Annotated in this window: 22 protein-coding genes and 1 riboswitch; of the genes, 5 read left to right on the top strand and 17 right to left on the bottom strand. The window is 44.8% G+C overall.

All coding sequences use genetic code 11. The features are described 5' to 3' along the window. Positions 1–80: 80 nt before the first annotated feature. Positions 81–1,655 carry a glycosyltransferase gene (locus B3S86_RS04970; protein ID WP_290749803.1) on the top strand — a complete coding sequence of 525 codons (1,575 nt, stop codon included), beginning with the start codon at positions 81–83 and terminating at the stop codon, positions 1,653–1,655. Positions 1,656–1,815: 160 nt separating this feature from the next. Continuing rightward, complete coding sequence (locus B3S86_RS04965; RefSeq protein WP_290749800.1) at positions 1,816–5,340, top strand: CDP-glycerol glycerophosphotransferase family protein; 3,525 nt, start codon at positions 1,816–1,818, stop codon at positions 5,338–5,340. A gap of 58 nt (positions 5,341–5,398) precedes the next feature. Here B3S86_RS04965 and B3S86_RS04960 read toward each other — a convergent pair whose 3' ends face one another. After that, on the bottom strand, positions 5,399–7,417 hold the full coding sequence (locus tag B3S86_RS04960; RefSeq protein WP_290749797.1) for an acyltransferase family protein: 2,019 nt from the start codon (positions 7,415–7,417) through the stop codon (positions 5,399–5,401). 204 nt (positions 7,418–7,621) lie between these two features. Then, positions 7,622–8,296, bottom strand: coding sequence for a permease (locus B3S86_RS04955; RefSeq protein ID WP_290749794.1), 675 nt, complete (start codon positions 8,294–8,296; stop codon positions 7,622–7,624). Positions 8,297–8,465: 169 nt separating this feature from the next. Between B3S86_RS04955 and B3S86_RS04950 the strand changes: the two genes are divergently transcribed. Continuing rightward, the gene (locus B3S86_RS04950) at positions 8,466–9,449 is read left to right on the top strand and encodes a ketoacyl-ACP synthase III (RefSeq protein WP_290749791.1); all 984 of its coding nucleotides are present in this window, start codon (positions 8,466–8,468) and stop codon (positions 9,447–9,449) included. Positions 9,450–9,495: 46 nt separating this feature from the next. Here the strand turns inward: B3S86_RS04950 and B3S86_RS04945 are convergent, their stop codons facing one another. From B3S86_RS04945 to B3S86_RS04935, 3 genes are all read right to left on the bottom strand, one after another. Next, a complete protein-coding gene (locus tag B3S86_RS04945) occupies positions 9,496–10,026 on the bottom strand; it encodes a GNAT family N-acetyltransferase (RefSeq protein ID WP_290749788.1) in 531 nt (176 codons plus the stop codon). Positions 10,027–10,088: 62 nt separating this feature from the next. Next, positions 10,089–10,559 carry a DinB family protein gene (locus B3S86_RS04940; RefSeq protein WP_035408351.1) on the bottom strand — a complete coding sequence of 157 codons (471 nt, stop codon included), beginning with the start codon at positions 10,557–10,559 and terminating at the stop codon, positions 10,089–10,091. A 127-nt stretch (positions 10,560–10,686) separates the two neighbouring features. After that, positions 10,687–11,499: an ankyrin repeat domain-containing protein gene (locus B3S86_RS04935; protein WP_290749783.1), complete on the bottom strand. Its 813-nt coding sequence runs from the start codon at positions 11,497–11,499 to the stop codon at positions 10,687–10,689. Positions 11,500–12,473: 974 nt separating this feature from the next. On the opposite strand from B3S86_RS04935, the gene B3S86_RS04930 reads away from it, so the two are divergent. Continuing rightward, positions 12,474–13,741, top strand: a protein-coding gene (locus B3S86_RS04930; RefSeq protein ID WP_414651164.1) for an IS3 family transposase whose coding sequence is annotated in 2 segments (ribosomal slippage) — positions 12,474–12,843 and positions 12,843–13,741 — 1,269 coding nt in all. Because the reading frame shifts where the segments join, the coding sequence is not laid out codon by codon here. 120 nt (positions 13,742–13,861) lie between these two features. Here the strand turns inward: B3S86_RS04930 and B3S86_RS04925 are convergent. The 8 genes from B3S86_RS04925 to B3S86_RS04890 all read right to left on the bottom strand — a co-directional run bounded on the left by B3S86_RS04925 (position 13,862) and on the right by B3S86_RS04890 (position 20,397). After that, positions 13,862–14,086, bottom strand: a complete 225-nt coding sequence (locus tag B3S86_RS04925) for a hypothetical protein (RefSeq protein ID WP_214855877.1) — start codon at positions 14,084–14,086, stop codon at positions 13,862–13,864. Between the two features lie 30 nt (positions 14,087–14,116). Next, positions 14,117–14,518 carry a hypothetical protein gene (locus tag B3S86_RS04920; RefSeq protein ID WP_214768007.1) on the bottom strand — a complete coding sequence of 134 codons (402 nt, stop codon included), beginning with the start codon at positions 14,516–14,518 and terminating at the stop codon, positions 14,117–14,119. 112 nt (positions 14,519–14,630) lie between these two features. Beyond that, positions 14,631–14,837, bottom strand: coding sequence for a hypothetical protein (locus B3S86_RS04915; RefSeq protein WP_290749775.1), 207 nt, complete (start codon positions 14,835–14,837; stop codon positions 14,631–14,633). A 5-nt stretch (positions 14,838–14,842) separates the two neighbouring features. Further along, a complete protein-coding gene (locus tag B3S86_RS04910; RefSeq protein ID WP_290749772.1) occupies positions 14,843–16,147 on the bottom strand; it encodes an LLM class flavin-dependent oxidoreductase in 1,305 nt (434 codons plus the stop codon). 54 nt (positions 16,148–16,201) lie between these two features. Beyond that, positions 16,202–16,954, bottom strand: a complete 753-nt coding sequence (locus B3S86_RS04905; protein WP_290749769.1) for a 3-oxoacyl-ACP reductase — start codon at positions 16,952–16,954, stop codon at positions 16,202–16,204. Between the two features lie 134 nt (positions 16,955–17,088). Then, positions 17,089–17,189: riboswitch (TPP riboswitch) on the bottom strand. Between the two features lie 440 nt (positions 17,190–17,629). Then, complete coding sequence (locus tag B3S86_RS04900; protein ID WP_290749766.1) at positions 17,630–17,767, bottom strand: hypothetical protein; 138 nt, start codon at positions 17,765–17,767, stop codon at positions 17,630–17,632. A 232-nt stretch (positions 17,768–17,999) separates the two neighbouring features. Further along, positions 18,000–18,866 carry a UTP--glucose-1-phosphate uridylyltransferase GalU gene (galU, locus tag B3S86_RS04895; protein ID WP_056060882.1) on the bottom strand — a complete coding sequence of 289 codons (867 nt, stop codon included), beginning with the start codon at positions 18,864–18,866 and terminating at the stop codon, positions 18,000–18,002. Positions 18,867–18,900: 34 nt separating this feature from the next. Then, positions 18,901–20,397 (bottom strand): glycosyltransferase, encoded by a 1,497-nt coding sequence (locus B3S86_RS04890; protein ID WP_290749761.1) that lies wholly within the window; start codon positions 20,395–20,397, stop codon positions 18,901–18,903. Between the two features lie 380 nt (positions 20,398–20,777). Here B3S86_RS04890 and B3S86_RS04885 point away from each other — a divergent pair, with 380 nt between their 5' ends. Beyond that, positions 20,778–22,721, top strand: a complete 1,944-nt coding sequence (locus tag B3S86_RS04885; RefSeq protein WP_290749757.1) for a CDP-glycerol glycerophosphotransferase family protein — start codon at positions 20,778–20,780, stop codon at positions 22,719–22,721. A 45-nt stretch (positions 22,722–22,766) separates the two neighbouring features. Here B3S86_RS04885 and B3S86_RS04880 read toward each other — a convergent pair whose 3' ends face one another. From B3S86_RS04880 to B3S86_RS04865, 4 genes are all read right to left on the bottom strand, one after another. Further along, complete coding sequence (locus B3S86_RS04880) at positions 22,767–23,399, bottom strand: hypothetical protein (RefSeq protein WP_290749753.1); 633 nt, start codon at positions 23,397–23,399, stop codon at positions 22,767–22,769. 14 nt (positions 23,400–23,413) lie between these two features. Further along, complete coding sequence (locus B3S86_RS04875) at positions 23,414–24,001, bottom strand: AAA family ATPase (RefSeq protein WP_290749750.1); 588 nt, start codon at positions 23,999–24,001, stop codon at positions 23,414–23,416. A gap of 28 nt (positions 24,002–24,029) precedes the next feature. Then, entirely contained in the window at positions 24,030–24,809 is a 780-nt protein-coding gene (locus tag B3S86_RS04870) for an aminoglycoside phosphotransferase family protein (RefSeq protein WP_290749747.1), read from the bottom strand. Positions 24,810–24,996: 187 nt separating this feature from the next. Then, complete coding sequence (locus B3S86_RS04865) at positions 24,997–25,470, bottom strand: NUDIX hydrolase (RefSeq protein WP_290749744.1); 474 nt, start codon at positions 25,468–25,470, stop codon at positions 24,997–24,999. Positions 25,471–25,488 lie beyond the last annotated feature (18 nt).

Genomic DNA, 25,488 nt, shown 5'->3' with positions numbered 1-25,488 from the left:
TAGTATGGACAAGGTTCACCATATGATCCATATTTTATGCTACTAAATAAAATTGTAAGCGCTATATAAGGAGATGCCCTATGACACGAGATTTGTTTTTTACATTGAATACGTTAGCAGCCCAGCGTGGCGGTTTATCAAAAGCAGTCATTAAACGCGCGAATGCGATCATCGCGGCTGATCCGGAGCGAAACGTGACGCTCGTGACGTTAGGGATTCAACCGAATCTCGAAACAATTCGTCAAGAGATGGTCGAAGCACGGTTGCTTGATCCTCGCATCCAGGTCGTCAACGTCATCAATTATTTAGCACGTCGCCAGGCAGACAAACGGTCCGTCGTTTCTTCGAAAGCCGAATTGATTCCGCGTTGGGAAAAACGGTATACGTTGTTCCTCGATGCGAGCCGTGCCGAAAAAGATTCCTATCGATTGTTCGACAATGGTACATACGTCCAGTACGCTCGGTTTGACGCTAACAATCAGCTCAGCTTCATCGATTATTTTTCAGAGAATCGCCATCGCCTACGCCGCGAGGAATACCTTGATAACGGGCAGTTGGTGCAGACGATCCAGTATTCGCTTACATCGAATAAGCCGGTCTCTCGTTCCTTCTTCCACAGTGATGGAACGTGTTATTTGACGATTTGGCATAAAATCAACTCGGCGGATTGGAGCCATCTGTTTTATTTCGAAGCCGGTCAGGAAAAACAGTTCAATGATCCAGCGATCTTTAATACGTTCGTTTTGAACAAGCTGTTAGATCAACATGACGCGGTCTTGATCTCATCAGAATACCGGGATCGTCTTGCCAACCTACCGAAAAAGAATTTGGATGCGGTCATCCTAGACATCAAGCATCCGAATATTAAAAAGATTGCCTTCGGGCATAGCAATCACTTCGTGTCGCCCTTCAATGAGACAGCAGCCGTCAGTGGTGTCTGGGATACATTATTCGGTCGCATCGACGAGTGGGATCGTGTCATCACGGCAACACCTCGTCAACAAGCGCATATGACCAACCAGTTCGGTCATCCGGAAACGTTCCATGCGATTCCACACGGTGTTGGTGCTGTTCCGGAAGCCGACTACTCGGTACTTCCTGAACCTGATCCGAATCGGTTCATCGTTGTCTCGCGCATTCAAATCAAAAAGGATGTCGCTGCGAGTGTCCGTGTCATGCGGAAGATCGTCGACCACCACCCCAATGCCTTCCTTGATTTCTATGGCTTCGGTTACAACGATCAGCTCGAAAAGGATCTCCATGCTTTGATCAAGGAATTGTCATTAACGAAGCACATCCGTTTCAAAGGGTTCGTTACGAACATTCAAGACGCTTATCATGGTGCTGTCGCAACGATCTTTACGTCGCAATCCGAAGGGTTCGGGATGGCAATCCTTGAGAGCATGGGTCACGGTGTTCCGGTCATTGCCTACGATGTTTGTTACGGTCCCCGTGAAATCATTGAGCATGGAACGACTGGATTTATCATTCCACCTGGTGACTCGTCAGCCTTTGCTGACGCAGCGATTCGCTTGATGGAGCAACCGTCCCTAAGACGTCAAATGGGCGAAGCCGCCTTGCATTCGGTTGAGCGTTTTTCGGATGATCTTTTCACGAAAAATTGGCTGATGCTTTTGAATCAGCTCGACGAATAGTTAGTCGACCTCCTCCCCTGTGAGGAGGTTTTTTTGTCTATCCACCAAAGTCCGCATTGTTTTTCAAATTTTAGGATGTTTTAGCTATTGATTATGATAGAATGCTAAGGGAAGATAACGCTTTCATATAACATCTTTTAGTAGGAGGTTCCTTGATTCCATGCTTTTTAAATCTGCTCTCCGGGTGCTCCAATTTGGACATTCCGTACTTCCGAAAAAACAAAAAAAGCTTAAACGATCGGCATTAAAAGAATCGTTACAGATTCAATCTTCGCCGACAGACTATACGCTATCCGGTCAATTGAATGATCCGTTGCTGACGATCACGTCGTTACGTATCCGCGATCGATCGCAAGAGACGGTCCTTGAAGTGCCGAACCAACTGGACGATCATCGCTTCACCTTTCAGCTGTCGCATTCAATCGTGTCTCAATTGAGTCAACATGTTGCTCAGATGCAAGAAGAGGCGGACGTTCCGACGGTCGAAGAGGACGGTCTCTCTGAGATCGAGTCCGTCGAAGCCGATCAAGATACGCTCTATCCGATTGGTCGTTTTTCACTCTGGCTAACGTTCACAAAAAAAGTCGAGCATCTCACACCGGAACAATTACAAAAATGGGAATCCGACGGGTTACCGAGCCATGCTACGCTCGACGCGACCGTCTTCACCCGCGAAATTCTGTTGGGGCGCTTTCTTGATACACAGATTCCTGCGCCTCTCGCGCCGTTGATGGATGAGACGTTCAACGAATTCGTCCAGTTGTATACGGATTTAAAAGGCAATCTGCGTCTATTGCTGAATAAAGAACCGCAGATGAAGCCGAAGATTCAAATCGATGCGGTCCATAATGAGACGAAGGCGACGACAGTCATCAGCGGAAAAGCCTTTACGCGTCATGCGTTCATCAAGACGGGACGGTTGCTCCTTGTTCACCGAGAGAGTGGCGATCAAGTCCCTATCCCAATCGATTGGTTGTACCAAAACGAGGTAAGTGCGAAAAAATTCGGATTGTATCGCTATCATTACACGGCGAAGATTCACTGGTCGCACCTCTATCAAGCAGCCCAATTGCAAGAAGGGGTTTATGATGCTTTCATCACGCTCGATTTCTATCACCGATCGGAACCGAAATTACACCGTCTCGGTCGTGCCCGTTATATCACGCGTCAGCTGACACCGGAAGCGTTAGGGAAAGATGAGACGTCGACGATGCATATCATTCCGTACTACACGGTCGGTCACCGGAATCTATCATTTGAGATGACCGAGTTCACGAATGAAAATTACGCCTACCTGAATCATCTGATGACGTTTGCCCCGCTCTACCGGCTGTTTGCCGAGAAGAACACGTGGCTCGTCGGAGAACGTCCATATAAAGCGCAGGACAATGGTTACCACTTCTTCAAATACATGCGCGAGACCTATCCGGAGCGACCGGTCTATTACGTCATCGATCCGGCGTCGAACGAATATGCGCAAGTCGCTCCGCTCGGAAACGTCTTGCCGATCAAATCGAAGGAACACATCTATCACTCTTTGATGGCAAAGAAGGTCATCGGGACACACCACGCGGAATACTTGTATCCGCTTCGCTCGGAGCCGTTCAAACGCAAGATGCGTGCAGATCGTGTCTTCATCCAACACGGGGTTCTCGGAACGAAGAACATGAACAATCAATACGGGAAATTTGCTGCTGCCTTCGACACGGATTTGTTCCTTGTCAGCTCGGAGCGGGAAAAACGACTCGTCACACAAGATATGGGATACGCTGAGCGCGAGGTCAAAATTACTGGCTTGTCTCGCTTTGATGCACTCTTGAAAAATGACGTCCCGGTCAAACGTCAGATGCTCGTCATTCCGACGTGGCGGTCGTGGTTACAGACGCCACTCCAGTTCTTCGAATCAGAATACTATCAGCAGTACCAAGCGTTCCTATCGAGTGATCGTTTGCATGCGTACGCGAAACAGCATCGTCTCGAGATCGTTCTTTGCCTGCATCCAAACATGCAGCAATATTCGAGTCACTTCGAGAACTTACCGATCACGGTCATCCATCAGGGCGAACGCGATGTTCAAGGATTGTTAAAGGAGAGCCTCTTGCTCGTCACCGACTATTCGAGTGTCGCTTTTGACTTCAGTTTCTTAAAGCGACCGGTCCATTACCTGCAATTCGACCCGAAACGCTTCATCGGTCCTCTCGGTTCGTATCTCGATCTCGAAAACGAATTACCAGGGCGGATTTCAAAAACAATCGATGACTTGTTCGAGGATCTCGACGCGACGGCACGCCGTGATTTTAAGATGGCGGATGAATACAAACGACGCGCTGACGTCTTCTTGACGAAAACGGATACGACTTACTCTGATCAGGTCTATCAAACAATCGCTAATTATACGAAACAGACGAGTCTTTTAGAGAAGATTCAGACGAACGAGGCGGCGAACATCCTCTTTAAGGTCTATCGTCGTAGCCGGTTCTACTTCCCGACGATGAAGGCAGGATATCGACTCATGCAACGCGTCTTGCCGGTCGACCCGAAACTCGTTGTCTTCGAGAGTGGGCTCGGTAAACATTACGCGGACAGTCCGCGTTACATTTATGAGGAACTGAAGAAACAAGCACTCGGCTACAAAGTCGTCTGGATCTATAACAAGAAGCTTTATCTCGGAGATCCGAACGCAAAAGTCATCAAACGCTTATCTCCTGCCTACTTCTATTACATGGCGACGGCGAAGTTTTGGGTCAACAATCAGAACTTCCCGCATTACATGACGCGGCGAAAAGAGACGACCTACATCCAGACGTGGCACGGCACACCTTTGAAGAAGATGTTGTTTGACTTAGACGAGATCCATGGACGGGACGAAGGCTATGTCGAGCGTGTAACGAACGCGATCCAGCAATGGAGCGTCCTCTTGTCTCCGAGTCCCTATGCGACGAACATCTTTAGAAGTGCGTTCCAGTACGGGGGACCGGTCGTCGAATCTGGTTATCCGCGAAACGATCTCTTCTTTACGGCGAATAATGCAGCGACAATCGAACGGATCCGGACGCAGCTTCAACTGCCGGAAGACAAGAAAGTCATCTTGTATGCACCGACTTTCCGTGACCATCAGTCGCTTGGTAAAGGGAAGTTCTACTTCGACTATCCGTTTGATTTCGACCGGGTCGCAGAAGCGTTAGGCGATGAGTATGTCTTCTTGATTCGGACGCATGTGCTCGTCACGAAAAAGCCGAAGATTCCGGCACAGCACCGGGAACAGTTCATCGACGTGACAACTTATCCGGATATTCAAGAACTATACTTGATCACGGATCTACTGATCACGGACTATTCTTCTGTTTTCTTCGACTTCGCGAACATGAATCGTCCGATGATGTTCTATGCGTATGACCTTGATCTCTACCGCGATACGCTGCGCGGGTTCTACCTCGACTACTACAACGATCTTCCAGGACCGATCTTAGAAACGGAAGAGGCTTTGCTTCACGCCTTATCGGACATTCCGCGTCTGACGAAAATGTATCAAGCGCAACTCGATGCATTCCGTGCGACGTACGGTCCGATGGAGGATGGGTTTGCCGCTTCTCGTGTCGTCGATGCGTACTTCAAAACGGATCAAACGATGCGCACTCAAACCCTTGAATTACTTGAACAACCAGACGGCAGTTACTCTGTTTGACCGATGATATGAAAAAACGGCTTGCACCCTTTTCTGGATGCAAGCCGTTTTACATATTTTATTCGTCCGTCGCTAATTTTTCTGTGAGGACCTCGTTGAGCTTTTTCTTGAACATCGGAGCAAAACTTTCCGCATACGTATTCGTCATATGGCTGTTATCGCGATAGATGACGACATTGCCGATAACGGGACGGTACTCGCCTTTGACGTGGAAGTAACGCGTCAAATCCAGCTTATGGAGCGACTGGTTCGTTTTTTCGAATTGTTTCCAATACGCCTCATCCGTTTGATTCGGTTGTGTGTTCATCTGTTTCGTCGTATCAGCGATGCTCGTCGTCTCCAGTGCCTCGAGTACATTAAAATCGTATCGTGGATTGTCCCGGAGTGCTAGCCCCTCAATCCCATACTCGTCCTTGACGTACTGCATCTGGTCGACCATTTGTTGATGGATGCTGTCTTTTGAAGCATCCGCTGCCGTTACGTGCGAGATGATCAAATCAACATCGGCATCTTTCAAATAGTTCAAGACGTTCTGATTCCAGATCCCTTTTAGCGAGTCCGGTTCATAGCCGGTTGAAAAACGTGTTCCTGACCGCGTCAGGTTAAGTAAACGGATGTCCGTCCCTTTGATTGCTTCATGTAAGGCACCGAACCATTGCTCCGAGTGCGAGCTCCCGACGAGCGCGATTGTTGCTTTATACTCCTTTGTCTTCCCGTATTCACCGACCTTCGCTTCCGTCTTCTGCAGCCCTTGGTTGCTACCATCCGTATGGACGAGGGGTAAGTCATTGAAGACGTTCGCATATGACGGGAATGGGTCTTGTTTCGGTACAGACAGTGCCTGTTCAATTGCTAAGGCACCCGGATATTTATTCTTACTGACGGCTTGTTTCAGCTCTTGTTCTTCCATATAAGCGAATCCGAGTAATGATCCGATTAACAAAACGTTGACCGTCAACAGCGCACCTAATTTCTTGAACGCTGTCCGATTGACGGTCGAAGTCCGGATCGGTTTTTCAATCCATTCCGTCATCAGATACGATAAGCCGATCGACGAGACGATGATCAATGTGCCGACGAGCAGACCAGGTGTTTGTTGGACGTTGTAGCGATAGAACTCAAGCAGTACCCAGTGCCAGAGATAAATCCCGAAGGCAATCCCACCGAGCTTGACCATCGGTTTTGATCCGAGGAATCGCTTTAATCCGAATCGTGTCTCTTGTGTTCCTGATAACACGATCATCAAGGCGCATGTCATTGGCCAGAGTGCGATGTAGCCAGGGAACATTTGCGAGACATTGAACAGGACACCAGTTGTTAGCAAGCCAAGCAGACCGATCCAACCGATGATCGTTGCCACCCACTTCGGGATACGAATCGCAGATAAGTTCACGCATAACAAACTGCCTAAGGCGAATTCCCAGACCCGTGTCGGCGTAATGAAATACGCCCATGGCTGATTGACTTCAGTCAGATAAATCGAGTACGCAAGTGACGTGACGAACAAGAATCCAAGCAGACCATTGAGGACGGCTTTAATTGACCGAATCTGATATTTGTTCATCATCCATAAGATGAACGAAAACAAAACGAACCAAATCATATAAAATTGCCACTGGATCGATAACGCCCAAAAATGTTCGACGGGTGACTTCATTTGCGTCGCGTCCAAGTAATCAGTACTTGAGACGGCGAGTTGCCAGTTTTGATAAAAGAACATCGAGGCGACGACTTCACGAATCGTTTTACCGAGAATCGATGCTGGTAATAAAAACGTACTTAATACCAAGACGACTCCTAAGATGAATAAAACCGATGGCAACAGTCGTTTCAGCAACTTTGTCACATACGGCAGGAACTTGAACTCTCCTGTCCGGTTGATCGTCGAGATGATTGATGTCGTGATTAAAAAACCCGAGATGACGAAGAAGACATCGACACCACCTGAGACACGATTGAACCATATGTGATAAATTGCGACGAGTAAGGCAGCTACCGTGCGTAGCCCTTCGATTTCTGGACGAAACCGGCTTTCGATATCAATCCGTTTCTGACCAGATACTTTCCATTCTTGCATGCTTCTATGTCCCTCCATCTACTTCTACACCTACGAATCCTGACGATTGCAGCGCATTTCTTGTACAGTTCGGTATGTACTCACCATTTCGAGAAAACGTTTCCATTCACTATGATAGAACATATTTCAAAAAATACAATGCCAATGAACTATATTGCCGTAAGAAACTTGGAAAATATGTAAAAGAAGTGCGTCGGTTACGAATTACGCTAGAAATCGATGCAAGTAGTCGTTAAAAATCCGTCGCATGACTTTTGGTGTGTTCTCGATATAGATCCGCATCTGTTCGACGTTTGCTTCGACAGCACCCTCGTTCTTCTCTTCGGTCGGAAAATCGGAAATGCCTTTGATGATGATACATTCAATGGCATTTTTCTGACAGATGTACGCGACAGCCCCCGCCTCCGTATCGGCAATCGTCAGACCGTTATCTCGCAGTTCGATATAGTCTCGCCACATGACGACAGCGCGATCAGCCGTTCCGATCGTTCCGAGATGAAAGTCGTTGCCATATTTTGAGACGTCGAGATTGACGATGAATGACGGTTTAATGAGTGGTTCAATCTCTTTGACCGTACAATCATATTGAACGGCACGATCTGGAACGATGATGTCAAGTACGTCGTACCTCGGGTCAATCCCGGCACACGTTCCGGCAACGATGACCTTCGTCAATGAGAAACGGAGGATCATATATTGATTCGCTCCGATGCCATTTACTTTTCGAACGCCCGTGCTGTAAAACAGAAGTGTCTTCCCGTTTATCTCACGCGTGAAGTATTCACCATACGGATAAGTGATTCTTTCCTCAGGCGAGACATGAAAATACGCAAGTGTCGCGTCAAACTCCCATGCGGTGGCGATGCTGATTCCAATCATCCTTCCTTACTCCTTTCGAGCATCCGCTAAAGACCGCTCTTTTTTTCATCTAATCGAATTGATGATGTGTACGATAAGTTATATTCCTTGTGTTTAAAAGAAAATTCGCTTAAATTAGTACCTAGTACTAAAACCAAGTATAACATCTTTTTACAGGGAGGAACCATTTATGACTGCATATCATGCTCGAGTAACAGCAATCGGCTCTTACGTTCCAAATCAAATCATGACGAACCATGATTTAGAGAAACTAGTAGAAACAAATGATGAATGGATAGTGCAACGAACAGGCATCAAAGAACGAAGAATCACGGGTCAGACTGAATCGACAAGTGATCTTGCCTATCAAGCAGCTATGAATTTAAAACAGCGTTACAATACAGAATTTCAAGATGTTGATATGATCATCATCTGTACGATGACACCCGATTTTAAGACACCAAGTACTGCATCATTGGTACAAGCAAAACTCGGTATCAATCATGCGGGTGCAATTGATTTGAACGCCGCATGTGCAGGATTTACATACGGATTACACCTGGCGAACGGGTTAATTTCATCTGGTCTTCATAAAAAAATTCTCGTCATCGGAGCAGAAACACTCTCTAACATCACTGACTATGCCGATCGAAACACATGCATTTTATTTGGAGATGGTAGTGGAGCGGTTCTTGTGGAACGCGATGAAGTCCAGTCTGACTTTATTTCATTCTACTTGAACTCGGAAGGGGAAAAAGGAGCCAGTCTCTATTGCTCGAACTTGTCAAATCACTTGTTCGAAGATCCTATCATTCCCACTAATAAACTCATCCAAAATGGACGCGAAGTTTACAAGTGGGCGGTCAGCACGGTTCCTCGTGGAATGAAACAAGTAGTGGATCAGGCATCGATGACTTTGGATCAAATCGATTGGTTCATTCCGCACAGTGCAAACCTACGCATGATTCAATCGATTTGCGAAAAAAGCAATGTTCCTTTTGATAAAGCGCTTTACAGTCTCATCCATTTCGGAAATACCTCCGCTGCCTCCATTCCCTTATCTTTAGATATAGGTGTTACCGAAGGGAAAATCAAAACGGGTGACTTGCTTCTATTATATGGATTTGGTGGCGGTTTGACACAAGCTGGATTACTAATGAAATGGAGTCTGTGATTCATACAAGGAGGAAGTACAGATGCATCGTACTTCCTCCTTGTTTTTAATTCTGATGACGGACAAGCGTGGTAATATCCAGCCATTCATATGCTTCATCTTTAACCGTGACATTCCCAAAACGACTCTGGCGATGATCTATGTATTTACCTCCGAGTCGTTTGTAAAATGCTCGTCCCGGCTCATTCTTTTTCATCACCCAAACCAGCATCGAGAAGACATCTGCTTTCAGGAAATGAGCAGCGATAGTCGCCATCAATTTTTTGCCGATCCCTAAACCGTGCGCTTCAGGTAATATATAGAGGGCAGATAACTCGCCTATCCGTACTCCATCATCAGCATGAATCTGAGCTGCTGCGAATCCCACTGTGATTCCCTGTTCGTTCAATACCACATATAGGAACGTATCTTGTGAGGAATCGTTCAAAAACTGTGTCCATTTTTGTTCAGCTCGTTGAACTGAGAGTTGTTTCAAATATACATCGGGTACTAAACCGGCGTATGTCGTCCTCCACGTATCAACGTAAATTTTTGCTATTACCTTCATGTCTTTGGACGTGGCTAAACGTATATTCAAGAATTTCATCCCCCTAGCATCGGTAGCTCATAGTACTACCATTATTTTCTCATTCACCTACCTTAGTCCCAAACCCGCACACGCTCAATGTCTGCTGTTCTCAAATAATCGAGTAGCTGTCCTGTATGCACTGCTTCATGATAAGCAATTCGTAACAGCATATCACCAAGCGAACGGACATAACCTGATTCGGAACGATCAATCTGGACCGTCGCTAAATCTGATTCCGGTAGTCGCCCGACATATGTCATGAATTCCTCCCGATAGACCTCCGCAAAGTCTAGCTCCTCTTGCACTGATACGAAGTCACGCCCTTCAAACGGAGACTCATACGACGATAGACTGCCTTCATTTTGTAAGGCTAAGTAATAATAATACTCGCTATCTAACACATGACGAATCATTTCGAAACACGTCATGGCGTTCTCATCCGGTTTCCAGTTCAGCTTATCTTCAGGAATCGAACACCAGACTTTGATGCTTCTTCTTCTCACTTCATTTAAATTCCATACCATCCAATCCTTTGCGTTCATGATGTATCCTTCCTTTCGATGACGAATAAGTGTTCTCCTAATCTCTATTTTGACAAAGCGATTTGAAAGTCCTTTTAAAAATAAAAATAGGAAGCATCCGCAGATGTTTCCTGTTGTCGTCAATCGCTCACTTATTTTCTTCCTCAGACAATGCATCAATCTCTTTTTGTCTTAAAATTTCCGCAATCTGATGGTGGCCATTATCAAGTGCTGCACCACGTGCTGTCCGCCCGTCTTCATTTCGATGTAGTGGATCGGCTCCATAAGAGAGAAGTAAACGGACAATCCGTTCATAACCGTAAGCACTCGCTAAAGCAAGGACTGCCGTATCACCATCTGCGACGTTTTCCGCCTCGATATCGGCTCCCGCCTTTAGGAGTACTTTGACCGCTTTCGGATGATTATTCCCAACTGCCAGATACAGCGGTGTGAATCCGTCTAATCCGATAACATCAACCTCTGCTCCCGCTTCAAGTAACAGTTTGACTTTTTTTGCCTTGCCTTCTTGCGCTGCGTAATGTAGCGGCGTCACCCCAGCTCCATCATCGGTCCGTTGATGTAACAACTCCACATTCTGCGCTAGTTTCCGTAAGACTTTTTTATTGCCGGATCGCCCCGCTACTAAGTGAAGCGCTGAGAAGCCGTACTCATTTAAATCAAGATGGGCTCCGCGCTTAATCAACAGCAATGCAATGTCCGTCTTTTGATCATACAGCGCGATATGCAACGGTGACATCCCGTCCTGATTCGGAAGGTTGACATTTGCACCGTGATCAAGCAACAATTCGACGATCCGTTGATACCCTTCCTGAATCGCCCAATGAAGTGCCGCAAACCCTTCTTCATCTAGTTCATTCAGATCGTCACCACGTTCGATGCAGCGCATTACTTGTTTTCGTTTGCCCAAAAAAGCAGCATCTTGGATGGATCGTTTCGTCATGCCCGTTCGCCCCTCACCTGTTCCGTCATTGTCCTCATTTTACAACAACAATCAGTTGTCATGCGCAAAAACGCCTTTGAACATCTGATGTCTTTTGTACCAAGTTCAGTTCGTCACTCATGACATTTATTGATTTTAGGGAGATTGTTAGAATTAAAAGAAAAATAATCATGATCAGAGCATAGATAAACATCGCGAAAATAATGGATTCGTCATATCGTAATATATTTCACTCGATCACTTTGCATTGAAGAAAGCCCACATTATGACGCACATGTGGGCTTTGTTTCAATCGTGTACTCAGCATTAAAACAATTGAATACTTTATTAATTTGATGTGTTTTTTTTGAGAGATTTTTTAGAAAAAATACCTTCCGTTATTAGGAAAATGACAGCAATTGCCACAGACTTTATTCCATATTCGACCCATGTATCAGTCGACTTCGGGATTCCTTCAAAAAACATTAGAAAAATAAGAAAAAACATTGCTGCGAAAACACTTTCTAAAATTTGATTTTTCATCTTTCTGTATCACCTCTCAATTCTCCATACTTTATTTTACTTTTATAGAAGTAAAACATTTCAATTTTACTATATTTATATAATCACATTTATTTTTTACCAATTCAACTCAAAAAAGGTTTATCCTATTTTTAACGAGGAGACAATCACGTTCCACCTAACAATTTATGGAACGAAATCAACAATTTCCCGTTTGTTTTGAATGAATTGAGAAAAAGTATCACATAAGCATTTTTTTCGCTCAAAATCGCCTTCTAGAGAAAAATAAGCAGGAGCAGCGGTGCGAAGCTTGGCCCTGATAAATGATTCGAGACGAACGAAAAAGCGCAATCCTTCTCAATTTGAACTGAACCCCGAATGATAGACACTTGAAAAAAGTGCATCATTCGGGGTTTTTCGTGTGGATACGAATCGCTATAATGAACCTATTCAATCAGACGAGAGAAACAATCATGAGTAAAATCATCTTCACTATGACCCAAATCAACCAGCTCGAAGAAAACCCAAACGTCGCTTCCGTATCAGAACGCTTGATCCAGTACACGGCCGAGTTCAAGATCAAGACCGTACGTGAGAACATGGAAGGAAAGGGACCTCAACAAATCTTCACGGAGGCCGGATTCGATCTGACGGTGATCGGGAAACGAAAAGCGTATTCCGCGTTGATTCGCTGGCGCCAAACGTTCCGAAAAGACGGAGAGCAGGGTCTCCGGAACGACAAACGTGGAAAGGCTCTGGGAGGCGGACGCCCGAAGACAGACGAGTCGATGGAGAGACGGTTGGCGAAGGCAGAGGCACGGATCAAATACCTGACGGCAGAGAACGAGCTCTTAAAAAAGCTAGAGCAGTTAGAGGGGCAGGCGAAACGTACGAACTGACACCAGCAGAGAAATATCAGGTCATCAACACCATCATCCGCATCGCACAGCTTAAGAATCTCGTCCGCCCATTATGTGAGATCGCCGGAGTGAGCCGCAGTGGCTATTACGCTTGGTTGAACCGTGCCGAGGCGGATTCCCTCCGGGAAGAGCGTGATCACCTAGATGCGACACTTCTCAAGAGCATCCATGATAGCCATAAAGGCAAAGTCGGCTATCGGGGGCTGTACATGGAGGTGTTCGCCACCCTCGGTTTCCCGATCAACCATAAACGGATTCTCCGACTGATGCGCAAATTTAACATCGTGACTAAAATCCGGAGGATGAACCCGTATCGCAAGCTCTCTCGGGCGACGCACGAGCATCGCGTCGTGCCGAACCGATTGAACCGCGAATTCCGGCAGAGCGAGCCCGGGAAGGTATTCGTGACCGATATCACCTATCTCCCCATCGCCTCCGGCGAGAACGTCTATCTGTCTGTCGCCACACGCGAGATCGTGGCATACAACCTATCCACGGACCTTCGCATGGACCTCGTCTTTCAGGCGATGATTCATTCGGACCAAGGCTTCCACTACACCCATCCGGGCTACCAGCGACTCATTGGCGACCTCGGACTGGTCCAGTCCATGTCCCGTCGGGGCAACTGTCTCGACAACGCACCGATTGAATCGTTCTTCGGTCATTTGAAGGACTATGTCGCCAACCGTTCGTGCGAGTCAATCGAGGAGGTCCGCGAGATGGTCGGGAACTACATCAGCTATTACAACTACGAACGCGGTCAATGGAACCTAAAAAAGATGACCCCGAAACAATATCGGGACCATCTGATCGCAGCATAGAAAACGTGGTCTTTTTATTAAAGTGTCCATTTTACGGGGCTCAGTTCATTAAGAGAAAAATTACCCTTTGTCTTCAGTCTGAAGCCATCATTCCGAATAAGAAATGATGGCTTTTTTATATCATTTTTCTACTTTCTTTTTTCTGTCTAGTACAATCAAAACAATCCCGATAACAAGTTCTACCGCAATTATCTTCCAAGCCAGATCTGGAATCGCCTCAAAGGCATCCCCTTCGGAGCTACCAGTCACATCTAACTCCTTAAGCAAATAAAAATCAGATAAGTAAATGGATAACCACATCTTAGTAAGTGCTGCTAATACGAAACAAAACCCCATCTTCTGCAAAGAAAAACCTCCACAAACAAAATAACAGTCTCAATAATGCGAAGTCCTCGCATTCCGATTCCGAGGACTTCTTGATGTTTTATCCATCACTAAAACAACAATACTCATGATGCTCAATAATGTTCCAAGAACTGAAACGAGAATTGTTGTTATGCCATTAGGAATCATAAAACCTATCGGAATTAATCCCAAGAATGTCAAAACTATAATTGATTGATACGCGATATTTATCATTTTAATCACACTGTTACTGAAAAGAGATAAAATCAACGGCAACAAAAATAATCCGACGATGATCATAAGTGAAATTTTGAATACTCCTGGTTCTTCCAAGGAAATGGTACTCTCACCTACTGAATTCTTTGAAGCAACAAATAACATTGTGATAGCTGAGCACATCATCAAAAATACTAACGTAACTCTTTTTAACATAATAACCCCTCCTTACCATAAATATACCATTTTAAATTTAAAAAATGTAATTAAAATACTACAAATATAACTTTTTAACAATTTATGAAGTGAGGTTATATCTTTTAAAATTTCATAATACTCGTGTCTGTGAGATTTCGCGATATAATTCAATTTCTTCTGGATGCCGAGCTTCCCATTCGAGATTTTGAAGCAATGAGATTTGGATCGTTCCATCCATTTCCGACATCAAGTTCGTCAATCTAAAGTCACGCCGATTCGTGTTCGGGTCTTCAAGGATTTCTTCAAAATCTTTTCGGAATTTAGCTAAAATTTCCATCTAATTTAATCGATTAAACCTAGATGCTCTCTAAATGTAGTACTTTGATAGGACACTTTAAACAATCCTCTTTTTTGTAATTCAGGAACAATCATGTCTACAAAATCTTTTAAACTTGACGGTAGTGACGGCGGCATCAAGTTGAAGCCATCTGCTACTCCCTCGTTAAACCAAAATTCCAACTGATCCACAATTTCTTCCGGAGTACCAATCAATGTCAGGTGTCCTCCTCCTGCTGCTAAATAGCCTAATAGTTCTTTGAACGTCGGATCCGTATCTTCGATAATCTCTAGAATAGTTCGGTAGCGTCCGATGGGTCCGGTAAATTCCTCGATCGATGGTAAGGCCGGAATCTTTGCTTCGAGATCCCATGTGGAGCAGTCCTGTTGCAGAAAGAAACTCAATTGTTTCAACGCATTTTCAACCGGTAATTTTTCATCTAGTTCGGCTTTTTTGGCTAGTGCCTCTTCTCTTGTTTTACCAACATACGTTACTAAGCCTGGGTATATCTTAATCTTTCGATCTGGTGATTCAGTTTGTGTAATTTTCTTATGGAGTTTTTCACGAAAAGCATGGGCTTGTCTAAAATTCCATGACACAGAATATACGGCATCCGCATGTTTGGCTGCAAGGGCAATCCCTTCTTCAGAAGCCCCCGCTTGCATCGCTACTGGCTTTCCTTGGGGACTACGCGGCGTAGACAAAGGACCTTTTACGCTGAAATAGGCTTCAGAATGATCGATAACTTGTATACGTTCAGGATCAATCAATTGGTTATCTGATCGATTCGCAAGAAAAGCCGCTTGATCCCATGATAAAAATAGCTTCTCCATCAATGTAGCGAATTCGTCCGCCTTTTTATACCGCTCTTCCCTCGGTGGAAGTGCATACATTCCGTGGTTTAGTGCTTCCCAATCTGTCATCGAGGTCACTAAGTTCCAGCCTACCCTCCCCTTCGTTACGTGATCAAGGCTTAGAAGTTGCCTTGCTACTGTATACGGATTGGAGAACGTGCTCGATATCGTAGAGACTAATCCTATATGATCCGTCACTTGAGAAATAGCCGTTAGATTAATTAATGGATCCAACCAAAAGGCAGGTAAATCCGTCGCATTGGTAGCCGGAAAAGATTGATTATCCGCAAAAAATACTGCATCTAAACATCCAGCTTCCGCTATTTGAGACAAACGCTGATAATAGCGGCTCTCTCCGATTTCTTCAATTGCAGAATCAGGCATTAACCATGCGGCTTGATGATGACCACATCCATATAACAAAACGCCGATATTTAACTGATTTCTGTTCGTCATCTTCTGTTCACGAATCCCTTCTCTTACAAGCTGAGAATTTTTAAAACGCCCGCTTTAATTCATCGTTAACCCACCATCGACTGTTACGTTTTGACCGGTAATCCCAGATGCTGCTTCTGATGCCAAAAAGGCAACCAGTTGAGCCACTTCTTCTGGGCTCGTCACTTTTTTCAACGGGGTCGATTGGGCAATAAGATTAAATACTTCAGGGGTTGTCACAGCACTCGCATCTGTGACTTTCAATAACCCACCGGAGACGACATTCACGTTTATACCGTATTGACCTAGTTCTGCGGCCAGGTTACGTGTGAAACCAATCAGACCTGCTTTTGCTGTTGTGTATTCATGATAAGGAACGACGGGGTTTTGATAGAGGTTTGTTCCAATGCTGATGATACTACCGCTCTTTCGTTCCATAAATTGTGGTAAAACACTTTGGATGGTGTGAAAAGCAGCTTTTAGCGTTCCATCCATTTGCTTTTGATAATCTTCCCACTCTAAATCGATGAACGATTTTTGAGCAACCGGATCAAATTTAAAATCTACTAATGCATTATTGACGACAACATCGATTTGACCGTAATGTGCTGTTGCGGATTGCATCATGCTCTCAACATCTTCCCGCTTCGTAACATCGGCATACAAGGCAAGTGCATTCTCTGCTCCTAGTTCGCTCACAAGCTTTTCTGCCGCCTCTTTGCTTTTATAGTAATTAATCACCACTTTAAATCCATTGTTCACTAAGACCCTTGCAATCGTCGCCCCAAGTCCTCGGCTACTTCCTGTCACTAATACTGTTCTGCTCATTCTTGTCCACTCCCTCATCCATTTTTGCAACTTAAATAGCGAAGTAGTAAACAAAAAACGCAACTCTCCAAAAGGAAAGTTGCGCACGTCTAAATAAACACATAGCAAAGAGCGACATCATCGTCTCCGCTTGTTCATCAGAGTTTACACTTTCCTACGCTAGTACGACCTAGTTCAGGTTCAAAGGGTTTGAGTAGCTACTCATCTCAGTTTAATAACACCCCTAGTGATTCTATTTAAGTTACCTTTACTTTAGTAGTCTTGTGAACACCTGTCAATGATGATGAAAGCGATTTCGTTAATAGTATTTCTTTAAAGATCGAGCGTAAAAATAGGATTATTATCTGATTCGGATTACTTTGTTACGGTCATATCTTATACTAGGCAATACTAATTATCATTTTTTCTTTCTTTAATGATGTCTTAATATACGAGCGATTCGATATTTCTGATCAATTACGTGATCTAGTAGTCCGAATCATTAATATTTGCAATGTATAAAGCTTATCTTGCGTAATCATCTTATGGGGGCCATTAAATAGTAAGTATGTCGTCTTCTCTCTTCAGTTTATATTTAATTTTTTTCGTCTTAAAGTATACGCACTCTATTTGAGAAAAATTGAACTTTGTCTTCAGTCTGAATCGACTAACTTCAGGTGGTCCTTCGTGTATCTCTTACTTTTCACTCGACTTATCCTGTAGGGAGCGCTCTACCAAAAGCACGAAAACGACTGCTGTTAGGACGCCAAGCACGCCTGGTAACACGGAAACGATCGGATCACTGAAAAATGCCGTTGGGATAATTGCTGTCATTCCCCACTTCACACCCTTCAAGATCACAAGCGATAGAAGCAAGATCAGGAAGATTGTTTTCTTTTCGACACCTGTGAAAAATTGTCATTCTGCTTTTTTATCAGCCTTCACACCGAGCCACGTTAACATATGTAGCACCTCTCTTCTCTTTTTTTCTACGTTTTGACTAGACGGATTGGTTTCATGAATTACAAAAAAACCACTCTGAATCATGTCAGAGTGGTCCATCATGTTAAATGTCTAGTGTCTTGATAAAAGCTTTCAGCTCGTCACGCATCTCTGCATCTTTCAAGGCATACTCAATCGTCGTCTTGACGAAGCCGAGTTTCTCCCCGACGTCATAGCGGTTGCCTTCGAAATCATACGCAAAGACTTGGCTATCCGCATTCAAGCGTTCAATCGCATCCGTCAATTGAATTTCGCCGCCTGCCCCTTCTCCTTGATTCGCAAGGTAATCAAAGATATCCGGTGTCAGCACATAACGTCCCATGATCGCAAGATTTGATGGTGCTGTCCCGTGTGCCGGTTTTTCGACGAATTGTTTTACATCATACAGTCGTCCGTCTTGTGAGACCGGATCAATGATGCCATAACGATGCGTATCTTCGGGACGGACTTCTTGTACACCGATGACCGATTTTTCCGTCTGTTCGTAAACGTCCATCAATTGTTTGATTGCCGGATTGTCTGACTCGACGATATCGTCCCCGAGTAAGACTGCAAACGGTTCATTCCCGATGAATTGTTTCGCTGTCAAAATGGCATGTCCGAGACCTTTTTGCTCTTTTTGGCGGACATAGAAGATGTTCGCAAGGTTCGTTGAGAATTGAACTTTCTCGAGCAATTCAGTTTTACCGGAATTTTCGAGCGTAATTTCGAGTTCTTTTTGGTTATCGAAATGATCTTCGATGGCTCGTTTATGTTTACCCGTGACGATGATGATATCTTCGATGCCGGCTTTTGCGGCTTCTTCGACGATATACTGAATCGTTGGTTTATCAAGTATCGGTAACATTTCTTTTGGCATTGCTTTTGTCGCAGGCAAGAAACGTGTTCCGAGTCCTGCTGCTGGAATAATGGCTTTTGTGATCTTTTTCATATCGTTCATCCTCTTCATCGTTCAAGTAGTAGATTTAGTTGTTCAATTCTTCTAGTAATCGTCCATAATTCTTTACAGCCGTCTCAAGGTACAGGGATGGCTTCGTCTCGACCCGCTCAAGTGGTTGTTCGACGAGTTGTACCATCGCTTGTGCGAAGGCTTCCATGTCATTGGCTGGAACGAGATATCCGTTTTCGCCATGGGCGATGATTTCACGTGGTCCGTATTTCACATCATAGGAGATGACCGGACAGCCGACATTGATACTTTCCATGACCGTCAACCCGAATCCTTCAAATTCACTCGTTAACAACGAGGCTTTCGATTCACGGAAAACTTCTGCCGGATTCGACGTAAAACCGTGGATTTCGATATCGTCCTGTAAACCGAGCTCCTCGATCAAGCGTTCCATCATCGCGAGTTGCCCTTGTTCATCCATGCCGTAAAGGACGAGTTTCGTCGTGTGACCTGACTGTTTGAAAAGTGCATAACTCTTGATTAAATGATCCATCTGTTTTTGCAGACCGAATCGACCAATGAAACAGAATTGATCTTTGACCTGGTCACGTCGTTGCGCTTGTTCTGGAACGATGAAGTGCGGAATGATTGAGATTTTCTCTTCCGGGATATTATACCGTTCTAAGATGTCTTCTTTTTGATGATTCGTCAGACTGATGAAACGTGTCACTTTATCGGACTCTGAGAACATCGTCGCGTACGATCCTTTGACGTTTGATCCGTCTAGATGCGAGTTATGGATGACCATGACCCGTTTGACGGCTGCTTTGATGTTGAGAATCGAGCGATCGAGCAAACGAGCATCGACGAACAAAACATCGCCATCTTTAAATAAACGGTTGAAGTAGTACTCAAACAAATCCTTCTCTTTTTTGAACGCTTTGTACATTCTGCCGTTTCGATATAATTGAATCAAGACGAGTTTTGGACGTGCCATTTCATTGTAGAACTTCTTACAATAGACAGCACCTTCTGAATCATACAACTCCTCCATCATTTTCCCGTGATGGACGGGTGAGTAGATCGTCTTGCGGTGCAATTGACCGTAGACGTTGTATTCCCAGCGCTCGACCTTTTTAGGCGATGCTTTCGTCATGAAATCTTCGAATTCGACGACTTGCGTCTCCGGATAGAATTTACGATAGAGGACGTATTCACCCTCTTCATCATAATAGCGAACGGCATCACTGCCTTTTTTCTCAACGCTTTTCAACCCTTCGATTTCACGCGCCGATTCTTTGACGATCGGCTTGTTCCGAAAACGGGTTGTCGGAATGCTCAATAATTTATAATCGGATAACCAATCATAAATGTTTTCGAATTGGACCATTGGACCGACTTTTTCTTCAGCTCGGAACTGTTCGTACACTTCCATGTAGTTGGCATTGTAGTTCGTCGTGACGATCGTCGAACCAACACTCAATTCTTTTTCCATGAGTGCAATCCGACTCAACAGTGATTTCGTTCTACCACCGTGTTTCGGTGGTAATGTCGATGTAACAGTATACAGCATCTGTAATTACTCTCCTCTACCCTTTAAGATCGATCTCTCTTTTTTTTGTGTGAGGTCAACCTATATATCTTACCGAATCTGCTATTTTCTAAACGTGTCTTGTTCAGACAGTTAAAACCAATACAATTTCTATTTATCCCCTTTTTTACGAACAAAGTCAATTATTTTTGCATAATATCCAATCATTGTCATGGTTCTGCAACTAGTAGTTCGTAAAGCTGAACGAGCTGTCGATTCTACCCAACAAGTTTAAGGAGATAAACGACGCTTCACTGATTTTCATTCAAACTACATCTTTGCAGAAATCGGAAGATATTGTATGGTGAAGGATGTAACAGAGATACCATATGATTCAGAGTGAGAAAGGAAGCCATGCATCAATGAAAATCACCTGTCGTGACCATACGTTTTTGATCGAGAATCTCCCGCAACAAACCCTATATTTAGCTATTAACGAACAACATATACCTGTACAACAAACAGAAACAGGTTTTTCGCTATCGGTCGATGCGTTACTCAGTATCTTCCGAAAAAAGAATCATCCCATTAAATTCGTCGATGAACTTGGAACACCAGTCTCATTCAAACATCTTTCCAAGCCACTGGACATCGCACCGAACAGTTACATCAAACAAGGGAAACATTCCTATTTCATCTTCATCGACCAGGACGATGAGCTCAGTCTGATCTATAACAAAAAACCGTCCATCATGAATTTTTACGACCGAGATGTCCAGTTTGAGGGCATGACGCGTCAAGACGACGTGCTTCTATTGAAGTTTTCGTTTCACTCGAAATATGTCGAAGTCGCGCAACCGAGTTGCTTCGTTAAATTCAGACATCAGGAACAAAAAATCGCTCTACCGATTGAACGCTTCACCGTCACACCAGTCGACGCCTGTCGCTTCAGAACCGAAGTCGAAGCCGTGATCGATAAAGAACTCGTTGAGCAGTTGCTCGGTGACCGGTATACATACGATGCCTTTAACGCGAACATCTACGATCTTTTATTTGGCTTTTCGATTCGTGAGATGCCGATATCTGGATTCACCCCCCGGATTCGTCACTTTAAAAATCATCCAGAACTCTTGCATGACGAGCACTGGTTGCCGTTAAATGAGCAATACGATGTGTTGGTTCGTCCCTATTCGACCGTGTCGGAACGCCTTGCAATGCGTCTAATCCCGGTGCCAGTCGAGACTGTCGAATATTATGCAGAACCCCGACCGTTACTTGGACTGGATCCCACTAAGAAGACGATCGTCTGTTATGAATACCCGGATAAAGCACAAGATAATGGGATGATCTTCTTCAAGTACCTTGTTGACCAGCACCGGAAACAGTTCAACATCTACTACATCATCAGTAGGTCGAGTCCGGACCTCAAAAATCTTGCCGGATATGAGAACCATATCGTGTTCTATAAATCTCCGGAGAATATCGAGGTCGTTCAGGCTGCGGACGTTTTATGTCATACGCATTCATCGAGTTATGCCTTACCGTTTGCTACCTATCATACGGAAGCACTGATTCAAACGAAACAAAAGCTGTTCCTACAACACGGCGTCATCGGGTCAAAAGATGTCAGTCATATTTACGGTAAAAAATCGCCACATCCATTTACTGATTTATTCGTCGTCTCCTCGGAGCGGGAGAAACAGCTCATCGCTCGCGATTACGGTTTTCATCCTGACGAAATCATCGTGACAGGTCTCGCCCGATTCGATCAATTAATCACTGAACGATCACGTTGGCTCAAGCGATATAAGAACCGAAAAAAGCTGTTGATCATGCCAACGTGGCGACCGAAACTCGATACGTACCCAGACGAACAGTTCATCGAAAGCGACTATTATCAGGAGTTTCAAGCGTTAATCACGGACGAACGGTTGAAAAGCTTAGTGATGGACAACAAATACGAAGTCTCGTTCTACCTTCATCGCAACTTCCAAAAATTCAGCCACTTGTTCCACTCGGACTTCATCGATGTCATCAGTCAGGATGCGTTCACAGTCAAGGAGCTACTTGAAAATCATCATGTGTTGATCACCGACTATTCGAGTGTCGGTCTCGATTTCTCCTTGATGCATAAAAAGGTCATCTACTACCGTCCACCTGTCTTAGTCGGCGAAGATAACGCCGGCGAATCAACGGATTTGTTACCGGGAGACGTCATTGAAACAAGAGACGCCTTGATGGAATCACTACGCGAATCGAAGATGCCGAAACGCTTTAAGCGCAATCTCAGTCACATCTATGCGTTTGACGATACAAAGGCGAGTAAGCGGATTTTCGAAGCGATGCAACATCATTTTCAGCTGTAACAAATAAGGAGAAACGAGATGGCAGACCGTTTCGTTGCTCCTTTTTCATCGACGAAATTCCAACGAGACTCCGTCTGCGATTTGTGAGGACTGTTTTAACAACTCCCGCTTAACTGGATCAATCCAGTAATACTGAATACGCTCACCAAACGTAACGTGAGCGCAAAGCGTCTCTACGTGTTCGCCTAATTCAGTCGTCAATCGATCGTGCCGCAAGGGTCGCACCTGAATCGGCACCTCACGTCCGGAAACGGCACTAAAGCCACTAAACGAAAACGTCGAATCAACGGTTAGTGGTAATGCTCGCAACAACAATTCGATTGAAAACAGATCAACACTTTCGGTATGAATCGGTAGGACAGACTGCTCATTGCCTCGCGTAATTACGACTGCATCCGCTCGATACAACGCATGCACGGTTTGGACGCCATCTTGGTACTCGACGAATTCGAGTGGCGTATAGTCTTCTGCATCAATCGTCAGGCGGATCGTTCGATTGCCGATTTTTTCTGACACCAATTTTTGCTCCCGTACCAGGATAGATTGATGTGATGTCTTTTCTAACCGAATCGTTTCGTAGGTCTGTCCGATCTGAACCGATTCTCCTTTTTCTATCCAGTAGATCTGTTTTTCATCTTGTCCCTCGATGAGGGGATAGGTCGTCCTTTTCCATTTCATATCTCTTTCTCCCTTCATAAGAATCCGATGGAAGACAGCTGATGAACTGCTGCTTCTCGGACTTGCTCCGGCGTTTGCGCTGTCGTATCAATCGGACAGACCGGAAACTGTTTATACCATTTCTCTTCAAGTGCCCAGAGCGGTTGATGTTGTTCAAAGGATTGACGAGTCCTTGTTTGATCAGCGTCCCGACGCGTTTGTAAGAGTTGGTTTGACGCGCGTAAATAAAGAATCTGGTCGGACCGACATTCTCTTAATGCCTCAAGTTCCGTCTTTAAACGGAATTCCATATCCCAGTCATGCCCATGTATCTGTGGATAATGAAGCGTGTAGAATTCAAGATCCTCCGGACCACGATCTAATATAATGTGTCCGTTCGGAAAGTGACGAAATCGTTCGAGTTCCGCTTGAATGAACAATCGTTGATTCTCAACGAATCCGTCTTCGGTTCGGATGTCTAACCCGAGCTCCTTTCGTTTTTGAACGATCGGATATGGATTTTCATAATAGACATGAAGCTCCAGGTAAGCATCTTCGAGCGCTTGCGCAAGCGTCGTCTTCCCGGATGCCATGGCGCCTTGGATCGAGATGATGGTTCTCATGAATGGCGTTCCTCCTATCTGTATATGCTTAAGTATTAAAAAAATACGAACCGAGGTCTGGATGACTGATCAATTCCTTTAACTGACTTTGTTCTGCACCCGGGATTTGCTCAAGCGTCCTAAGAATGGCCAGGAGTCGTAACCAGTCTGCAAGGTTCGATAGCTGGATTGACGAAACAGCTTGATAGCGGTCGAGGTATTTGCGACAAACGTCTCGTCGTACCTCGTCAGGAACTGCTGTTCCACCTGCTATTCGCAGCAAGAGCAATGTCCGTGCGACATCCGCGATCGGTGGACCTGTCGTCGCATCATGCCAATCAATGACGACGAATCTTTCATCCGCTGTCACGAGGATGTTCTGAAAATGAAAGTCCCCATGGAGCAATCCTTGCTGTGGTGGAACGTGAAGCGTCTCTAACAATTGTTCTGCCTTCAAACGTAATTCAGGTGATAGATGACGCAATTTTTGATAGGTGACATCGTGCCATCCAGGTGCTACAAGCGATTGATGCTGATGGATTTTTTGATGTAACATTGCGAAGGATGCGAGGAGCACGGTTATTCGCTCCGGTTCAAACAGGTCTAACAATTCGTTGCCGTCAATCCGTTGCATCTCAATGCACGGCGAATCTTCTAATTCAACGGCATATACGTTTGGCGTCGGGATAGTCGTCCGCTCAAGTTCTTCAAGCATACGAAATTCCTGTACGATTCGCTGTGTTTCAATCGATTCGCGGAAGTATTTGCGTACTCGTTCGTCAGAGATTGTCATCACGGTTGCGGTAGAACCTTTATTTACGTTAGTCATCGCCATATTTCTCCTATCACTTATTTCGTTATATCGTTTCTCAAATCATCCAGCCAATCCTTCTAATAAACGCATCACTTTTCCATCTTTTATCGTCTTCTTGATGCTACAGGCTGAAACGCGTCCCAGTGCAACAAAAAATCTTGAATGAACAGTTCATTCAAGATTTTTTGTTTTACCCTTTTCTTCAAATGGAGAGGTGATGCGCTGTCCGTTGTTTTTTAACATACTCCATCAAGATCGGTCGTTCCGGTGGATTGAGGTTTTCTGGTAGCTGATCGATAGCGAAAAAGCGTAATTCCGCAACTTCTGACGGATCCCGAACCACTTCACCCGAATAAGCTGTACACAGAAATGCCGAGATGACATTGTAGACCTCATCCCCATGCGGATACTTATAGTAAAACGCATCACCCGAATAGACGTTCAATAATTCTAGGTGCTCTGCTTCAAGACCGGTCTCTTCCCTTAATTCTCGTTTTGCTGTCTCTACAAGCGTCTCACCGATCTCAAGCGCTCCACCAGCGAGTCCCCAGCAACCGTTATCTTGCCGAAGTTGTAACAAGACTTCTTGTTTATCGTTGACGACGATGACACACGCTCCTGCCATGACGAGCGGTCGTGTGCCGACGAGTTTGCGTAATTCTGTGATGTATCCCATGTCATTCAGTCCTTTTCC

The sequence above is a fragment of the Exiguobacterium sp. UBA3968 genome, assembly GCF_002385115.1.
Taxonomy (GTDB): Bacteria; Bacillota; Bacilli; order Exiguobacteriales; family Exiguobacteriaceae; genus Exiguobacterium_A.
Note: the sequence above shows the minus strand (reverse complement) of the source record. Positions and strands in the feature narration are given on the sequence as shown.

What these genes read in the sequence shown, in the direction of transcription:
- B3S86_RS04970 (WP_290749803.1), top strand. Translation starts at nt 81, where the DNA reads ATGACACGAGATTTGTTTTTTACATTGAATACGTTAGCAGCCCAGCGT.
- B3S86_RS04965 (WP_290749800.1), top strand. Translation starts at nt 1,816, where the DNA reads ATGCTTTTTAAATCTGCTCTCCGGGTGCTCCAATTTGGACATTCCGTA.
- B3S86_RS04960 (WP_290749797.1), bottom strand. Translation starts at nt 7,417, where the DNA reads ATGCAAGAATGGAAAGTATCTGGTCAGAAACGGATTGATATCGAAAGC.
- B3S86_RS04955 (WP_290749794.1), bottom strand. Translation starts at nt 8,296, where the DNA reads ATGATTGGAATCAGCATCGCCACCGCATGGGAGTTTGACGCGACACTT.
- B3S86_RS04950 (WP_290749791.1), top strand. Translation starts at nt 8,466, where the DNA reads ATGACTGCATATCATGCTCGAGTAACAGCAATCGGCTCTTACGTTCCA.
- B3S86_RS04940 (WP_035408351.1), bottom strand. Translation starts at nt 10,559, where the DNA reads ATGAACGCAAAGGATTGGATGGTATGGAATTTAAATGAAGTGAGAAGA.
- B3S86_RS04935 (WP_290749783.1), bottom strand. Translation starts at nt 11,499, where the DNA reads ATGACGAAACGATCCATCCAAGATGCTGCTTTTTTGGGCAAACGAAAA.
- B3S86_RS04920 (WP_214768007.1), bottom strand. Translation starts at nt 14,518, where the DNA reads ATGTTAAAAAGAGTTACGTTAGTATTTTTGATGATGTGCTCAGCTATC.
- B3S86_RS04915 (WP_290749775.1), bottom strand. Translation starts at nt 14,837, where the DNA reads ATGGAAATTTTAGCTAAATTCCGAAAAGATTTTGAAGAAATCCTTGAA.
- B3S86_RS04910 (WP_290749772.1), bottom strand. Translation starts at nt 16,147, where the DNA reads ATGACGAACAGAAATCAGTTAAATATCGGCGTTTTGTTATATGGATGT.
- B3S86_RS04905 (WP_290749769.1), bottom strand. Translation starts at nt 16,954, where the DNA reads ATGAGCAGAACAGTATTAGTGACAGGAAGTAGCCGAGGACTTGGGGCG.
- B3S86_RS04900 (WP_290749766.1), bottom strand. Translation starts at nt 17,767, where the DNA reads ATGACAGCAATTATCCCAACGGCATTTTTCAGTGATCCGATCGTTTCC.
- galU (WP_056060882.1), bottom strand. Translation starts at nt 18,866, where the DNA reads ATGAAAAAGATCACAAAAGCCATTATTCCAGCAGCAGGACTCGGAACA.
- B3S86_RS04890 (WP_290749761.1), bottom strand. Translation starts at nt 20,397, where the DNA reads ATGCTGTATACTGTTACATCGACATTACCACCGAAACACGGTGGTAGA.
- B3S86_RS04885 (WP_290749757.1), top strand. Translation starts at nt 20,778, where the DNA reads ATGAAAATCACCTGTCGTGACCATACGTTTTTGATCGAGAATCTCCCG.
- B3S86_RS04880 (WP_290749753.1), bottom strand. Translation starts at nt 23,399, where the DNA reads ATGAAATGGAAAAGGACGACCTATCCCCTCATCGAGGGACAAGATGAA.
- B3S86_RS04875 (WP_290749750.1), bottom strand. Translation starts at nt 24,001, where the DNA reads ATGAGAACCATCATCTCGATCCAAGGCGCCATGGCATCCGGGAAGACG.
- B3S86_RS04870 (WP_290749747.1), bottom strand. Translation starts at nt 24,809, where the DNA reads ATGACTAACGTAAATAAAGGTTCTACCGCAACCGTGATGACAATCTCT.
- B3S86_RS04865 (WP_290749744.1), bottom strand. Translation starts at nt 25,470, where the DNA reads ATGGGATACATCACAGAATTACGCAAACTCGTCGGCACACGACCGCTC.